At 60.6% G+C, this 14,976-nt stretch carries 15 protein-coding genes; 7 read left to right on the top strand and 8 right to left on the bottom strand.

Annotated features, from left to right (window positions below):
* The first annotated feature begins 142 nt into the window (after positions 1-142).
* The 5 genes from Q1B40_RS03765 (at position 143) to Q1B40_RS03745 (ending at position 4,551) form a co-directional block, all read left to right on the top strand.
* A complete protein-coding gene (locus tag Q1B40_RS03765; RefSeq protein ID WP_299810204.1) occupies positions 143-607 on the top strand; it encodes a pilus assembly protein N-terminal domain-containing protein in 465 nt (154 codons plus the stop codon).
* 93 nt (positions 608-700) lie between these two features.
* Positions 701-1,252 (top strand): TadE/TadG family type IV pilus assembly protein, encoded by a 552-nt coding sequence (locus Q1B40_RS03760; RefSeq protein ID WP_299810201.1) that lies wholly within the window; start codon positions 701-703, stop codon positions 1,250-1,252.
* Between the two features lie 4 nt (positions 1,253-1,256).
* Complete coding sequence (locus Q1B40_RS03755) at positions 1,257-1,835, top strand: TadE/TadG family type IV pilus assembly protein (protein ID WP_299810198.1); 579 nt, start codon at positions 1,257-1,259, stop codon at positions 1,833-1,835.
* Between the two features lie 116 nt (positions 1,836-1,951).
* Positions 1,952-3,364 carry a bifunctional enoyl-CoA hydratase/phosphate acetyltransferase gene (locus tag Q1B40_RS03750; protein WP_299812517.1) on the top strand — a complete coding sequence of 471 codons (1,413 nt, stop codon included), beginning with the start codon at positions 1,952-1,954 and terminating at the stop codon, positions 3,362-3,364.
* Between the two features lie 2 nt (positions 3,365-3,366).
* Positions 3,367-4,551 carry an acetate/propionate family kinase gene (locus Q1B40_RS03745; protein ID WP_299810195.1) on the top strand — a complete coding sequence of 395 codons (1,185 nt, stop codon included), beginning with the start codon at positions 3,367-3,369 and terminating at the stop codon, positions 4,549-4,551.
* Between the two features lie 3 nt (positions 4,552-4,554).
* On the opposite strand, the gene Q1B40_RS03740 is transcribed toward Q1B40_RS03745, so the two are convergent.
* Positions 4,555-5,529, bottom strand: coding sequence for a PhnD/SsuA/transferrin family substrate-binding protein (locus tag Q1B40_RS03740; RefSeq protein ID WP_299810192.1), 975 nt, complete (start codon positions 5,527-5,529; stop codon positions 4,555-4,557).
* Between the two features lie 51 nt (positions 5,530-5,580).
* On the opposite strand from Q1B40_RS03740, the gene Q1B40_RS03735 reads away from it, so the two are divergent.
* Complete coding sequence (locus tag Q1B40_RS03735; protein ID WP_299810189.1) at positions 5,581-6,201, top strand: HAD family phosphatase; 621 nt, start codon at positions 5,581-5,583, stop codon at positions 6,199-6,201.
* Between the two features lie 26 nt (positions 6,202-6,227).
* Here the strand turns inward: Q1B40_RS03735 and Q1B40_RS03730 are convergent, their stop codons facing one another.
* From Q1B40_RS03730 to Q1B40_RS03700, 7 genes are all read right to left on the bottom strand, one after another.
* On the bottom strand, positions 6,228-7,256 hold the full coding sequence (locus Q1B40_RS03730) for a histone deacetylase family protein (protein ID WP_299810187.1): 1,029 nt from the start codon (positions 7,254-7,256) through the stop codon (positions 6,228-6,230).
* A gap of 55 nt (positions 7,257-7,311) precedes the next feature.
* Positions 7,312-8,310, bottom strand: a complete 999-nt coding sequence (locus Q1B40_RS03725) for an aldose epimerase family protein (RefSeq protein ID WP_299810184.1) — start codon at positions 8,308-8,310, stop codon at positions 7,312-7,314.
* Positions 8,311-8,391: 81 nt separating this feature from the next.
* On the bottom strand, positions 8,392-9,891 hold the full coding sequence (locus tag Q1B40_RS03720) for a phosphomannomutase/phosphoglucomutase (protein ID WP_299810181.1): 1,500 nt from the start codon (positions 9,889-9,891) through the stop codon (positions 8,392-8,394).
* 71 nt (positions 9,892-9,962) lie between these two features.
* The gene (locus Q1B40_RS03715) at positions 9,963-10,466 is read right to left on the bottom strand and encodes a TIGR02281 family clan AA aspartic protease (protein ID WP_299810178.1); all 504 of its coding nucleotides are present in this window, start codon (positions 10,464-10,466) and stop codon (positions 9,963-9,965) included.
* Positions 10,467-10,565: 99 nt separating this feature from the next.
* Positions 10,566-11,465 carry a ribokinase gene (locus tag Q1B40_RS03710; protein WP_299810176.1) on the bottom strand — a complete coding sequence of 300 codons (900 nt, stop codon included), beginning with the start codon at positions 11,463-11,465 and terminating at the stop codon, positions 10,566-10,568.
* Between the two features lie 138 nt (positions 11,466-11,603).
* A complete protein-coding gene (gene upp / locus Q1B40_RS03705) occupies positions 11,604-12,233 on the bottom strand; it encodes a uracil phosphoribosyltransferase (RefSeq protein WP_299810173.1) in 630 nt (209 codons plus the stop codon).
* Between the two features lie 73 nt (positions 12,234-12,306).
* On the bottom strand, positions 12,307-13,548 hold the full coding sequence (locus tag Q1B40_RS03700; protein ID WP_299810170.1) for a DUF1688 family protein: 1,242 nt from the start codon (positions 13,546-13,548) through the stop codon (positions 12,307-12,309).
* A gap of 167 nt (positions 13,549-13,715) precedes the next feature.
* On the opposite strand from Q1B40_RS03700, the gene Q1B40_RS03695 reads away from it, so the two are divergent.
* Positions 13,716-14,972 carry an MFS transporter gene (locus Q1B40_RS03695; RefSeq protein ID WP_299810167.1) on the top strand — a complete coding sequence of 419 codons (1,257 nt, stop codon included), beginning with the start codon at positions 13,716-13,718 and terminating at the stop codon, positions 14,970-14,972.
* Positions 14,973-14,976: the final 4 nt, after the last annotated feature.

Here is a 14,976-nt window from a genome sequence, read left to right as displayed (position 1 = left end):
TGAATACACCTCTGCCCTGCGCGACAACTCGGATACCGCAAAGATGCCGTTTTACTGATCTTGCCGCCGGGCGTTAGCAGATCGTTCACTACGTCTACGGCATGATCTCGCAGGTAAAGTGGCATATGGAGTACTCATAAGCATGTTTTCGAACCTGATCAGATGGACTGGCGTGCTTGTGTTCGCGTTTCAGGCAAGCGCAGCGATGGCGCAGGACGGACCGGTCATGGTAACCGTCGATCGTGCCAAGGTGTTCCGTATCGAAGATGGCGCTTCCGCAGTCATCGTCGGCAATCCCTTCATCGCCGACGTCGCCATGTTCGACAAGAACACGGTCGTCATTACCGGCAAGAGCTATGGCACCACCAACCTCGTCATCCTGGATGCCGACAACAAGCCGATCGTGGACGAGGAAATTACCGTGCGCGCTTCGGAAAACGATATCGTCTCGGTTTATCGGAAGGTGGAGCGGGAAACCCTTTCCTGCCATCCGATGTGCGAGCCGACGCTTCGCCTTGGCGATGACGTAGACGCCTTCAACGAAGCCGCCGAACAGGCAACGGCCCGGAATGGCCTCGCACTGGAAGCGGCCGGCGGCGGCAAATAGGCTTGAACATTTCATAATCGATCGACTTTTGGCGCTCCAATCGATTCCGGTTGAAGTCCTGTCGATCCAAACGGTCTGTGGAGCGAACTCCCGATGCGCGGCAGGATCAGGCCTTTCTGGCCATTCAGACGCAAGAGACGCCGGTCGCTGCTCAAGGATGACAGCGGCGCGACCGCGATTGAATTTGCCATGATCGGCATTCCGTTCTTTGTCCTGTCGATCGGCATCATGGAAGTCGGTCTTGTGCTGGTGGTCAACCGTATGGTCGATGACGCGGTCGTCAGCGCTGCGAGAATGATCAGGACGGGTCAGGCCCAGGAAGGCACGTTCACTCCAGACGAGTTCAGGAACCAGATCTGCGGTTTCCTGCCGACATTCATCTGCGATGCCAACAGGATGTCCGTCGAAGTCGTCTCCGTGGACAGTTTCGCTGCGGCAAATGCGGCTCAAAGCCTCTACGACGACGAGGGCAATGTTCGAGACGATCTGCAATTCGTGACCGGAGAGGCCAGCGATATCGTGGTCATGAACGTGATTTACAGATGGCCGATGATGATGTCCAACCTCGAGCTTTACCCTGAAGATCGCGGCGGTGTACGTCATCTGACATCAACTCTGGTATTTCGAAATGAACCTTGGGAATAGGTCCATGATCCGGCCGGCTCGCAGAATTTCCAGGCAGCTGAACGGGCTCTGGCGGGACAGGCGCGGCGTCTCGGCGACGGAATTCGCGCTTATCCTGCCTTTCATGCTGGTTATCCTGATCGGAATGACGGAACTTTCAGGAGCGATCAACGCCGACCGGAAGGTCAGCCGCATCGCCAACTCGACAACCGACCTGGTCGCGCAGGCACAGACCCTCACGACCGCTGAACTCGATGACATCCTCGCCCTCGGCGAAAAGATCCTCGACCCATATCCGGACGACACTCTCGAGACCATCATTTCAAGCGTCACCTTCGACGAAGACGGCGATCCAATCGTCGACTGGAGTTATAGCAACAAGAGCAACGCCTGGGACGAGGGAGCCGCCCCACCGGTCGTCTTGCCTGAGACGGTCGCGGCCCCGCTCACCTCGATCGTCATCGCCGAAAGCACGCTTGTATATACGCCACCGTTTTCGGGGCTTTTTACCGAGACCTTCCCCCGCCTCGCCAATTACACCCTGAAAGACATCTTCTATTTGCGGCCGCGCCTGGCCAACACGGTGAATTGCAGCGACTGCTGAGGCGTTCCCGCACGTCATAGTAACTCTCCCGTATTTGATCCGTCGTATAATACGGCTACGGTCCTTCACGATTGCTGCAATGCAATATGGATTTCCAGTCAGGGGTTCCCAAGCCGATGGCGACGAACAAGACTTATGAGCAGATTACCGTAGGCGATACGGCGGAGATCGTCCGGGAGTGTTCCTCCAACGATCTTCTGGTCTATGCGCATGCCTCCGGAAATCACAATCCGATTCACCTGCCGGATACGGACTGGACCGGAGACGGCCATATCGACAAGCCGGTCGCTCCCGCCATGTGGGTGGGCGGCCTGGCGGCTGCGGTCCTGGGGAACATACTTCCCGGGCCCGGCACGGTGTACAAATCGCAGTCGTTCCGCTTCCTGGAGGGCGCAGCCGTCGGCGACAAGCTCCATGTGAAGGTCACCGCCAAGGAAAAACATCCGGGCAACATCGTCGTCTTCGATCTCTCGGTGACGCGCGGCGACGGCACACGTCTGGTCGAAGGGGTCGCGGAAGTAGCAGCCCCGACCGAGACAATCGAATTCGATTCCAGCAATCTGCCTGCCATCCTCGTTCAGCGGCACCGGCACTTTAACAGGATGATAGAGCTGGCGAGAGCCCTGCCGCCCCTGTCGACCGCGGTCGTTGCCCCGGACGACACCAATTCGCTCGAAGGTGCGCTCATGGCGGCCCGGGAGGGTCTGATCCGGCCGATCCTCATCGGCGCAAGAGCGCGGATCGACAAGGCTGCCGAGGATCTGGGCGAGGACCTCGATGCCTTCGAACTGATCGACATCGAGGATGAGACCGAGGCCGCCGGGCGTGCCGTCGCCATGGTTCACGAGGGCCGGGTCGAAGCCATCATGAAGGGCCATCTTCACACCGATCACTTGCTTCATCACGTGGTCAAGGCGGACGGCGGGCTAAGAACCCGGCGGCGCATCAGTCATGTCTTCGTCATGGATATCCCCGGCCGCAAGACACCTGTCCTGATCTCCGATGCCGCCATAAACATTTCGCCGGACCTCAACACCAAGGTTGATATCACGCAGAACGCCATCGACCTTGCCCTGGCGCTCGGTCTTGAGACCCCCCGGGTCGGTATCCTGTCGGCCATCGAAACCGTGAACCCGGCAATCCCCTCCAGTCTGGACGCTGCAATCCTGTCCAAGATGGCCGAACGCGGCCAGATAACAGGGGGGATCGTCGATGGTCCGCTGGCCATGGACAACGCGATCGATGTCCAGGCGGCCCGCTCCAAAGGGATCACGTCGCTGGTCGCCGGCCACGCGGAAGTGCTGATCGTTCCGAATCTGGAATCGGGCAACATGCTGGCAAAGGAACTGACGTTCATCGCCCACGCAGAATCCTCCGGGCTGGTGATCGGCGCCAAGGTTCCGGTCATGCTCACCAGTCGGGCCGACGACAGTCGCGCGCGGCTTGCATCCTGCGCGCTTGCGCTTCTTTTCAAGCACTGGCAGGCGACCGGCGCTCCGGCCGGAGTGTTCGATCGCGAAGGGGTGTGATCATGGCCCCGGTCATTCTGGTTCTGAATTCCGGTTCGTCCTCCATCAAGTTCACGTTGTTTTCGGGGGACGCCGTCCAGCTCAAGGGACAGATTTCCGGTCTCGGCGCGCAGCCGCATATTTCGCTGAGATCGCACGTCTCGGACACAAGGGTCGACAGGGACCTTACACCCGCAGAAGGCAGGACCCACGCAGCGGCGCTCGATGCGCTACTGCCAAGCCTGGAACAGGAACTGGGCGGTCAGGACGTGGATGCGGTCGGACACCGGGTGGTCCACGGCGGCGTTTCCCTGACGGCTCCGGTGCGGATTACCGGCGAGGTCATGACGGAACTCAGGAGGCTCGAGCCGCTTGCGCCGCTGCACCAGCCGCATAATCTGGCGGGCATCGAAGCAGCCTGCGCCGCCTTCCCGAAAGCCTTGCAGAGTGCCTGTTTCGATACCTCGTTTCACCGCAATCATCCCTGGGTGAACGACACATTCGCCCTGCCCCGCTCACTTTACGAGGAAGGTGTGCGCCGCTACGGGTTTCACGGTCTCTCCTATGAATATATCTGCGCCTATCTGAAACAGGCCCGACCGGACGTTTATGCCGGCAAGCTGGTGGTGGCGCATCTGGGCAACGGCGCTTCCATGTGCGCCGTAAGCAATGGACAGAGCATCGGCTCGACGATGGGATTCACCGCCCTGGACGGTCTGCCGATGGGCACGCGTTGCGGCCAGCTCGATCCCGGTGTGGTGCTTTATCTTCTCACCGCGAAGGGCATGACCGCTGAAGAGATTTCCGATCTGCTTTACAAGGAGTCGGGTCTGAAGGGCCTTTCCGGCATCAGCCAGGACATGCGCACCCTCACGCAGAGCGACGCGCCGGAGGCGGCCGAAGCTATCGACTATTTCGTCTTCCGCATCCGCAGGGAACTCGGTGCGATGGCGGCGGTGCTCGGCGGGCTGGATACACTGGTCTTCACCGGTGGCATCGGTGAAAATTCCGCCCTTGTCCGCCGCAAGGTCTGTTCGGATCTCGAATGGCTCGGACTGACGGCCGACGAGGCGAAGAACCAGTCCGGGGCCGAAGAGATTTCAGCGGACACCTCGCGGGCATCTGTGCTGGTCATACCGACCAACGAAGAGGAAATGATCCGCCGGCATACCGAAAAGCTGCTGAGTTCCGAAGCGGTTTCCGCCTGACCTCTATCCTCCGGAAGGGTCGAGAAGCGCCGTGAATTCCTCGTCATAGGTCCTCAGGACCGGCCGGTAATCCCCATGCACCACGGGTTCGAAACCACCCGGCAGATCCGGTTCGATGGCCAGATAGGCATCCGGCGCCTCCCGGCGCAGGTCCATCAGTCCGGCGCGCACGCGCCGTTTCAGGGCATCGGGCAAATCCGTGCGCAGGCTGTGCGCGGAATAGGGGATCGGCGGGGACCGCCAGACGATTTCGAGATCCTTGAACCCCGGTCGGCCGGCGACGTAATAATCATTGAGCGTGCCGGCGGTATAGCCGGTCTTGGCCTCTCCGGCGAGTGTGGACCAGGCAAGCGAAGACTTCAGCCGGCCGTCGAGCACTGCTTTCAACCCCTCCACGGGATCCTGGACTTCGACAAGCGCGCCGAAATGCGCGCGCGCGTTTATGCCGTCCGCGGCAAGATTGGCGAGGGGCACCCGGTATCCGGTCACGGCCTGTCTGGAGCCCACCGCCAGCCGGGTGCCGGCAAGATCCGCGAGCGACGTCTTTTCCGGGCCGCGTCTCGCGACAAGGATGGCGTAGAAGCGGGCGGGAAAATCATCCGGGCCGGCGGTCACAAGCGGCTCCACGCACGCACACAACGCATGCGCGGCCGCGTAGGCGGACGGCGACAGTCGAACGTAGTCGATCCTGCCCGAAGCAATCGCCTCGACCGCCTCGCCCATTGACTGCAGCAGGAACAGATCCACCGGCAGGTCGGCGATTTCCTCCAGCGCCAGCCGGAACGGCTCCACCCGCTCGCGCGCAGCTTCGTCGGCGGCGACGATGACACCGAGGCGCAGCCTGTCGGGCATGTCGACGTTGTCCTGCGCAAGTGCTGTCAGCGGCAGCCAAAACAGCGGCAAGGCCAGGAGAATCAACCGGGCGCAGTTTTTCAGCAGGGCCACAAATCCGACATAAGCTTCTGAGACGACTTGCAAATTCTTTTCCTGTCTGTCTGCATCCATCCATCAGCAACGCCGGAGCAGTTCATGAGCGATCTTATCACGACCGTAGTCTTCGATATAGGAAATGTCCTGATCGAATGGGACCCCGAGTATCTGTATCGACAGCTCATTCCCGATCCGCTCGAGCGGAAGACATTCCTGGAGACGATCTGTTCGGCGAAGTGGAACGAGCAGCAGGATCTCGGCCGCTCGTGGAGCGAAGCCGTGGAGACGCTGTCGCGCCAGCATCCGGACAAGGCAGAGCTGATCACCGCCTACGACCGCCGCTGGCACGAGATGGTCCCGGGTGAAATTCCGGGCACCAGCAACATTCTGGCCCAGCTCAGGGAGCGCGCTGTGCCGCTCTATGCCATCACGAATTTTTCAACCGAGAAGTTCAGCGAGGCCCGGACACGGTTTCCCTTCCTGAAAACCAGTTTTCTGGATGTCGTCGTCTCCGGGGAGGAAAAGCTGATCAAACCTGATCCAAGGATTTACGAGATCCTCTTGAAGCGGAACAGGCTCGATGCGCAAAGGTGCTTATTCATTGACGATTCCCGGCCCAATGTGGATGCGGCCCGCAAGATCGGAATGCGCGCACATCACTTCAAGGGCGCTGACGGTCTGCGCAGCGAGCTGATCGGGTTGGGCCTGCTCGCCGGCTGACGGACGACCTTGTCAGTCTCCATTCCTCAGCCGGAAAAACCTTCAAGGACATTGACGCAATTGGTGCCGAGCGCATCGACGGCATAACCGCCTTCCAGCACGAACATGGTCGGCACACCGACCTTCGCGAGGCGCTCTCCAAGGCGGAGATAATCCTCGCTCTTGAATTTGAACCCGGAAATGGGATCGCCTTCGAAGCAATCGAGCCCCAGGGAGACGACCATCGCCTCGGGCTTGTAGACCAGAAGCCATCGGCAGGCTTCTTCGAGCGCCGGGGAATAGGAGTCCCAGGTTGTGCCGAGCGGCAAGGGCCAGTTGCGGGTGAATCCGGTTCCCGCATGTTCACCGGTCTCGTCCGCGTAGCCCAAGTAATAGGGATATTCGTCCTTCGGATCGGCATGTATGGACAGGAACAGAATGTCCGGCCGGTCATAGAACAGCGCCTGGGTGCCGTTGCCGTGATGATAGTCCACATCCAGGATGGCAATCCTGTTCAGCCCGTTGTCGCGCAGATGCTGAGCTGCCACGCCGGCGTTGTTGAAGAAGCAATACCCGCCCAGAAAGTCGAAGCCTGCGTGATGGCCGGGAGGGCGGCATAACGCGAAGGCGGATTTCTCGCCATCCAACAGCAGTTGAGCTGCCGTCAGCGCGGTATCGGCTGACGCCCGCGCCGCCTCATAGGTATGCGCCCCCAGCGGTGTGCCGGCATCCATCGAGTAGCGTCCGAGAAGACCGTCGATGTGATTGATCTGCGTATCCACCCTGAGGGAGCGAATAGGCCACACGAAAGGAAAGGCCTCACCGGAACGCCCTGCGGCTGTCCACATCGGCCAGAAATTTTCCAGGAAGGCGACGTAGTCGGGGGAGTGGACGCGCTGGATACTGCGAAGGGGAAATTCCTCCGGGGCGATGATATCGCCAACCTGCCGGTCCTTGAGGGTTTGCAGCACCATTTCAGCCCTGGCCGGTATCTCCACGGCCGGCTTCAGCTCTCCGTCGGAAATTTCCTGCGTCGGTGCGTGCGCAAGCTGGGTCTCTGAAAAAACCGTCTTCACAAGCCTGCCCCCAGTTCCATTACTGCCTCAAGCCACCCGGCCAATTTAAACCATTTCAGGAAAAACGGTATTCCGTAACGTGACTATAGGTTTCCAAAGGCCTTAACAACACACTTGTAAAGCCTTCGCGGTTGACGCTGTCGGGCCAGCGCTGAGCTTCCAGGCAGAGGCCGGCGTGGCGACCGTAGGGCTTTCCGCCAAGCCCCGGAGCCGGGACATCGAGCATGCCGGCGTCATAGAATTGCACGCCGGGCTCGGTCGTCCAGACCTCCATCCGCCGCTCTCCGGCGCCGTCTTCAAGAGCGGCAGCGAATTGAACGGTCTCTTGGGCCTGCGCGGAGAGACAGAAATTGTGATCGAAGATCACATCTTCCTCGCCTGGCTTGCGGCGGATCTTGCGGCCACCCTGAAAATCATACGGCGTCCATTCGACCTTGCGGATTTCGCCGGTCGGGATCAGTTGATCGTCGACCGGAAGATAGGTTTCCGCTGCGATCTCAAGCGTGTGATCGAGAATCGTGCTGCTGCCATCGAGATTGAAATAGCTGTGCTGGGTCAGATTGACTGGCGTTGTCCTGTCCGTGACCGCGGTGATCTTCACCCGCAGCGCACCGGTTCCCGTCAGCGTGTAGCGCAGCAGAGCCTCGACGCGGCCGGGATAGCCCATGTCGCCATCTTCGGAAACCAGCTTCAAAAGGATGCTGGCCTTGTCGTGCTGCTCCAACTGCCAGACCCGGTTGAAGAACCCGTCCGATCCGCCATGAAGATGGTTGAGCCCCCCGTCGTTGCGGTCAAGCTGATAACGCGTTCCGTCGATCGTCATGCTGCCGGCGGCGATCCTGTTGGCGCAGCGCCCGACAATCGCACCGAAGTAGTTGGGATGATCGAGGTAGCTTTGCAGATCCTCGAACCCGAGAACGACGCTTTGCCCGTCCACCTTCAGATCACGGATGATCGCACCGAAGGTCAGAACAGAGGCTTCCAGCGCGCCTTTCTTCAGTGTCACCTCCTGCACCTTCGTGCCATCGGGCAGCACACCGAAATCCCTGATCATGAAATTCTCCGATGAGAAACTGTGCGGATATATGGGCGGAGGGCGGCGGGGGTTCCGCGCCCTTCGCTGATATCCCTGACGTTAAAGCGTCTGATTGTAGTCGCCGACTTCGGAGTTCTCGCGCAGCACGCCGTCCACCGCCTTGAACATTTCGTGCAGCCGCGCCTCGGAGACCGGGCTCTCGACAACCACGACCAGTTCCGGCTTGTTGGAAGAGGCGCGCACCAGTCCCCAGGTACCGTCTTCGGCAACCACCCGGACGCCGTTGACCGTGATCAGGTCGGAAATTGACTGGCCGGCGACTGTCTCGCCCTTCGCCTTCATGTCCTGGAACCGGGCAACCACCCTGTCGACCACATCGTATTTGACCTCGTCGGCGCATTTCGGTGCCATGGTCGGCGAGCCCCAGGTCTTGGGAAGATCCCGGCGGAGATCGGCCATCGTCTTGTCCGGGTTGCGGTCGAGCATGTCGAGGATCGCGATGGCGGAGACGAGGCCGTCGTCGTAACCGCGGCCGATCGGCTTGTTGAAGAAATAGTGGCCCGACTTTTCGAAGCCGACAATCGCGTCCAGTTCGTTGACCCGGCGCTTGATATAGGAATGGCCGGTCTTGAAATAGTCCGTCTTGGCACCGTTTGCCTGAAGCACCGGATCGGTGTTGAAGAGACCGGTCGATTTCACGTCGACGACAAACTGGCTGCCGGGATAGAGAGCGGAGATGTCGCGGGCGAGCATCACCCCTACCTTGTCGGCGAAAATCTCCTCGCCCTCGTTGTCGACAACGCCGCAGCGGTCGCCATCGCCGTCAAAGCCGAGGCCGACTTCCGCGCCGACTTCCAGGACCTTGTCCCGGAGCGCATGCAGCATTTTCATGTCTTCCGGGTTCGGATTGTAGTTCGGGAAGCTGTGATCGAGGTCCGCATCAAGCGGGATGACCTCGGCGCCGAGCGCTTCCAGGATTTTCGGAGCGAACGCACCTGCCGTGCCGTTGCCGCAGGCCGCGACGATCTTGATCGGGCGCTTCAGTTTCGCGCGGTCGGTCAGGTCCTTGAAATAGATCTCGGGGAACCCGTCCACGAAGCGGTAGCTGCCGCCGCCCTTCAGATCGAAGGCCGCCTCGAGCACGATTTCCTTCAGGCGTCCCATTTCGTCGGGACCGAAGGTCATCGGGCGGTCGATGCCCATCTTGACGCCGGTCCAGCCGTTGTCGTTGTGGGAGGCGGTGATCATAGCGACTGCGGGAACATCCAGGGCGAACTGGGCGAAATAGGCCATGGGCGACAGCGCCAGACCGATATCATGGACATTGATGCCGGCTGCCAGAAGGCCGTTGACGACCGCCATCTTGATGGAAGACGAATAGCTGCGGAAATCGTGACCGACCACAATATCCGGGCGCACACCGCGTTCATGAATGAGAGTGCCGATGCCCATGCCGAGCGCCTGCATCCCCATCAGGTTGATTTCCTTTTCGAACAGCCAGCGGGCGTCGTATTCCCGGAAACCGGTCGCTTTTACCATCGGAAACGATTCATATTCGAATGTATTCGGGCTCAGACTCGGTAACGGTTTGGGGAACATGCAAGCCTCTCAATTTGAAAAGATGGATCCTGCTGAAAAGACAGATCCCGGAGAACGCCAAAAGTATTTTTCTACTGAATAAGTACAAGGGTGCCCTCGGACATGTCAAACTTTCTCAGCTTGTTGAGAACGGACATACCCAGCAGCGGGTTCCCCAGACTTTGGTCTTTCATCACCAGTGCATTCACGTTCGTGAAGCGTATGTCACCGATGCTCAAACGGTCGATTGTCGCCTTGGCGCCCAAGGCAGTGCCGTTGGCGGTATGGACCGGATATTTGAAGTCGGCTTCCTGTAGAAAAATGCCGATATCTTCAGCCAGAGACCGAGGCAGCGCGGTCAATGTGGCCCCGGTATCCACCAGCATCTCGACAAAGCGGCCGTTCAGGCGGACCTCGGCGATAAAATGCCCTTGAGGGTCTGCCGAAATGCGGTGTGTCCGCCCGCCGCCACCCTCTGCTTCGCTTGCGCTTTCGCTGACGGCTGAAGGTGCTTCACGATCGGCCAGTCTCTTCAGACCGCTCTCGATCACTCCCGGCAAAAACGGTGCGATCGCAACGCAGACCAACAAAATCACCAAAAACCGCCACATGCCCGGCCGACCCTTCAGAGCGAGATGCCGCTGGCATAGCAGAGTTTCCTTAGCGGCCTGTAAAACCGCGGTCCGAAAACCGTCTCAGGCGATTTGATCCGCAAGGCGGGCGATATCCGCCTTCATCGGCGCGCTGGACTGGGCGCCTGTCACGGTACAGGCAAGAGCGCCTGCGGCGACCCCTTCCCTGAGCGCCCTCTCGAACGGCTGGCCAAGGTCGAGCGCCGCCGCAAGAGCGCCGCAAAAGGCGTCTCCCGCACCGGTGGTGTCCACCGCATCGACAGAGGGCGATGCGAACCGGAACCGGTCGTTGCCATTGGCGGCGGCAACACCCTCGGAGCCGAGGGTCACGACCACGGCCCGTCCAGGCCTGACGACATTGTCCAGAAAGGATTCCACGCCGCCCGCGATGCCAAGACCGCCAGCTAACAACGCCGCTTCGCTTTCGTTCACCACCAGCGTGTTGACCGCGTCAAGCCCGGTGCCCGGATTGCCCGTCGGTACGGGAGCCGGGTTCCAGAAAACGGATGCCCCTGCCCCGCGCGCAAGTCCCATAGCCCGGATGGTTTCCTCATAAGGGGCTTCTCCCTGAAGCATCAGGACATGGGCGTCGGTAAGAGTGTCATCCAGCCAGTCGGCCTCGACACGCGCATTGGTGCCGCTGGCGACAATGATCTGGTTTTCTCCGGAGGGATCGATACCGATCAGGGCAAGGCCGGTTGCGCCATCCAGTTCCCGGACATCCGACAGGTCGATGCCCGCTTCCCGCAGATTGGCAAGAGCCGGGACCGCAAAGGCGTCGCGCCCGACCGCTCCGACCATCTTTACCGCAGCTCCGGCCCGGCTGGCTGCCAGCGCCTGGTTCGCGCCCTTCCCACCGGCGAAGGACTGGTGGTCCGGACCACTGACTGTCTCCCCAGCCTTCGGCAGCCGCGGAACGGAAACGACGAGGTCGAGGTTGATGGAGCCGAATACGGTGATCATGCCGTGGTCCTTGTTCTCAATTTGCCAGGAAGCAGATGACCCTGCCGCCCGGAACTGGCGCAAAAGCCCTTGCCTGAAGGCGCAGAAACCGTGTCACACCGGCGCAGGGCGAATATCTCCGGCCCTGCGCCAGGCGGACTATTTCGTGCCGTACATCCGATCGCCCGCATCGCCGAGACCTGGAACGATGTAACCCTTTTCGTTGAGCTTCTCGTCGATCGAGGCCGTGAAGATCGGCACATCCGGATGCATCTGGTTGAATTTCGCAACGCCTTCCGGAGCCGCCAGCAGGCACAGGAAACGAATATTGTTGGCACCGCGCTCCTTCAGTTTCTGGATGGCGGCGATGGCGGAATTGGCGGTGGCCAGCATCGGGTCCACGACGATCACCAGACGCTCGTGCAGATCTTCCGGAGCCTTGAAATAATATTCGACCGGCTGGAGGGTTTCCGGGTCCCGGTAAAGGCCGATATGGGCGACGCGTGCCGAGGGGACCAGATCCAGCATGCCCTCCAGAAGGCCGTTGCCCGCCCTGAGAACAGAGGCGAAGACAAGCTTCTTGCCCGCAAGCGTCGGCGCCTGCATTTCAGCGACCGGCGTCTCGATGGTCTGGCGAACCAGCGGCAGATCCCGGGTCACCTCGTAGCACAGCAGCGTGGAGATCTCGCGCAGAAGACGCCTGAAGCCCTGGGTGGACGTGCTCTTGTCACGCATGATGCTCAGTTTGTGCTGGACCAGCGGGTGGCTGATGACGTTGGCTCCGGACATATCTGCCTCTCTTTTGTTCAAGTCTGGGTCCGTACGATCCGGACCGGCCTCAATGAATTTTCATGTTCGGGACCTATGCCCCGAACGGCAACCAAAAAACAGACCCCGGGTTCATAAATCTTTCGAGATTGCCCAACTCGCCCGCGTCGTCTTCCAGTATCCGCCGCCCGGCCCGATGCGTGCCGCCTTCAAGGATGCAGGTGAGCGGCAACTGATCCACAGGAACCCCAAGTTCGCCGCGCAACAGCTCCGCCAATTGATCCGTCAACGCGGAACTGACGGCGCGCAGTTCGACCATGCGGTCCTGCTCTTCCTGAAAAGTCAGGGCACCAGCGGCGGTTCTGACCTCCAATACGCCGGTATGGACGAACAGCGCGGCATGAATTTCGTCGGCCGGGGGCGTCAGGTCCTCAAGACCGGCAATTTCCAGCCCGGCCCAGGCAAAAGGTTCGACAAGGGCGTAGACCATTTCCTGGGCGGCCAGATGGAAGGGCACGGCACTTGCCGCATCATCATCGGGCAGAGCGGAATGGGCAAAGCTGTCCCCAAGGGCAATCTCGCCTTCCTGCGCTCCGCCGTCCCAGACCGGAGCGAGCGCTTCCAGCAGGTGATCGAGAAGCTTTCCGGCACTGACAGTGCCGTCGCTGTCTTTTGCCAGACGCGTGGCCACTAGGCCGGGCCGGGTGGTATCCCCTTCGGAAAACAGGTCGGGACGCAGCGCAAGCGCTTCTCCCAGACGCTTGAGATGCCGCTGCATGTCTTCCAGCAATTCGGCATCACCCTCCGGATCCCATTGCAGGCCGAAGGCAAGCTCCTCTTTGTCGAGCCGGATAAGGGTCTCGGCATCGACACGGTAGGGGTCCGTCATCTCGGCAGAAAAAGAGCCGGCGGCGAACATGTGAAAAGCGGCGAGAGCCGATGCCTGCCTGCCCGTCGCAACGGTCCCCGTCATCCGGTCTTCGAATGTCCAGTCTTGCGGATGCCGGGTCTTCATGAAAGCGCCGAGCACCGCAAGATCCGTTGCTGCCGCCAGCATGTCTTCGGCGGTTTCAAAATTGCGGGCACTTGCCATCGCGCCCCAGCGGTCGATACCACCGGTTTCGAAGTCCCGCCAGATGCCATAGGGCGGGATCTGGAAATCGGGATAGGTCTTCCGGGTGGTCTCCAGAACCGTGACCAGCGCGTCCGCCAGCTTCGCTAGATCGACCCGCACATGGGCAAGCGTGCCTGCCTGCGCCAGATCGAGAAACCGGTGCGCCTGGCGCCGCACTTCGCTCGGCTGGAAAAAGGTCAAAGGTGAGACAGAAGAATTCATCAAAAACATTCCGGAAAGCGGGAGACGGGCAGCGTCGCTGCGGGCAGCACCTTGAAAAGACATGTTTGGTGTGGCTTTCCACCATAAACTTGTCAAACGGGTTCGTCATTGATCATCATTCAGCTGTATGAAACCCCGCACCGACAATCGCCCCAACTGGAAATTTCATGTCCTCCGTCGTTTCGATCGCCGCCCTTCTCGCCGGATCAGGCCTGCTTTTGCTGGCAGGCGGCCTGCATGGCCTGCTGTTGCCGCTGGCCGGTCTGGCGCAAGGATTTTCCGATGCCTCGCTGGGCCTTCTGGGAGCCGGATGGGCGCTCGGTTTCATGAGCGGCTGTCTCGCCGTTCCGGTTATCGTCAAGCGGGTCGGGCATGTGCGGTCCTTCGGGGCGCTGGCCTCACTTGCGGCGATCACTGTTCTGCTGAACCTGCTGTTCATCGATGCCGCCGTCTGGATCGTGCTGAGAGCGATTTCCGGGTTCTGCTTTTCCGGCGCGGCGATGATCGTGGAAAGCTGGCTCAACGAGCGGTCCACATCCGAAACCCGGGGACGGATCTTCGGCCTTTACACGATGATCAATCTGGCGGCGACAACCGCCGGCCAGATGCTGCTCACGCTCGGGTCCGCGAGCGGCTATTTCTTCTTCGTTCTCGGTTCCATTATCTATTCCCTGTCGCTGTTGCCGACAGCGCTCTCGACAGCCGCTTCCCCGCAGCCGTTGACGCAGGCGAAACTCGATCCCAAACAGCTGTGGCGCAACTCGCCGATCGCGGTGGTCGCTGTTTTCATGGTCGGTGTTTCCAACGGCTCCTTCGGTACGCTCGGCGCCGTCTACGGCCGGCATATCGGACTCGATATCCCTGAAATCGCCATCATGATGAGCCTTGCGCTTCTGGCGGGCGCCATGGTGCAGATCCCGGTCGGCATGCTGTCGGACCGGCTGGACCGGCGGCTTGTGCTCGTCGGCCTCGCGGTCGCCGCCATGTCGTTCGGCTCCAGCCTGTCGCTGATCGGCGGCAACGATTCGGTGATCACGATCCTGCTGATCGCGGCCTTCGGCGGCATCATCTATTCCATGTATCCGGTGATCGTCGCCCATGCCAGCGACCACGCGGAACCGGGAGACTTCCTGCGCATCAGCGGCGGGTTGCTGCTGATCTTCGGAACGGGCACGATGGTCGGACCGCTGATGGCGTCCGGCCTGATGACCTTCACCTATCCGGGCGCCCTCTTCCAGGTAACCGCCGCGGCCCATCTTTCCATGATGCTGTTTGCCATCTGGCGCATAAGCCAGCGCGCGCCGGTCAAGACGGAAGACAAATCGGACTTCCTGCCTGTCCTGACGACTGCCCAGACAACAACGCCGGAAACGGTCGTGCTCGACCCGAGAACGGAAGTGGACGAGACGGGCGGGGATATCTGAGGGG

Source organism: uncultured Roseibium sp. (genome assembly GCF_947496995.1).
Lineage (GTDB): Bacteria > Pseudomonadota > Alphaproteobacteria > Rhizobiales > Stappiaceae > Roseibium.
This window is presented reverse-complemented; position numbering and strand designations above follow the sequence as displayed.

Bases quoted from the DNA above. Each gene is read 5' to 3' on its own strand.
- Q1B40_RS03745 (WP_299810195.1), top strand. From the start codon at position 3,367: ATGGCCCCGGTCATTCTGGTTCTGAATTCCGGTTCGTCCTCCATCAAG.
- Q1B40_RS03760 (WP_299810201.1), top strand. From the start codon at position 701: ATGCGCGGCAGGATCAGGCCTTTCTGGCCATTCAGACGCAAGAGACGC.
- Q1B40_RS03710 (WP_299810176.1), bottom strand. From the start codon at position 11,465: ATGATCACCGTATTCGGCTCCATCAACCTCGACCTCGTCGTTTCCGTT.
- Q1B40_RS03735 (WP_299810189.1), top strand. From the start codon at position 5,581: ATGAGCGATCTTATCACGACCGTAGTCTTCGATATAGGAAATGTCCTG.
- Q1B40_RS03700 (WP_299810170.1), bottom strand. From the start codon at position 13,548: ATGAATTCTTCTGTCTCACCTTTGACCTTTTTCCAGCCGAGCGAAGTG.
- Q1B40_RS03720 (WP_299810181.1), bottom strand. From the start codon at position 9,891: ATGTTCCCCAAACCGTTACCGAGTCTGAGCCCGAATACATTCGAATAT.
- Q1B40_RS03765 (WP_299810204.1), top strand. From the start codon at position 143: ATGTTTTCGAACCTGATCAGATGGACTGGCGTGCTTGTGTTCGCGTTT.
- Q1B40_RS03750 (WP_299812517.1), top strand. From the start codon at position 1,952: ATGGCGACGAACAAGACTTATGAGCAGATTACCGTAGGCGATACGGCG.
- Q1B40_RS03755 (WP_299810198.1), top strand. From the start codon at position 1,257: ATGATCCGGCCGGCTCGCAGAATTTCCAGGCAGCTGAACGGGCTCTGG.
- Q1B40_RS03725 (WP_299810184.1), bottom strand. From the start codon at position 8,310: ATGATCAGGGATTTCGGTGTGCTGCCCGATGGCACGAAGGTGCAGGAG.
- Q1B40_RS03695 (WP_299810167.1), top strand. From the start codon at position 13,716: ATGTCCTCCGTCGTTTCGATCGCCGCCCTTCTCGCCGGATCAGGCCTG.
- upp (WP_299810173.1), bottom strand. From the start codon at position 12,233: ATGTCCGGAGCCAACGTCATCAGCCACCCGCTGGTCCAGCACAAACTG.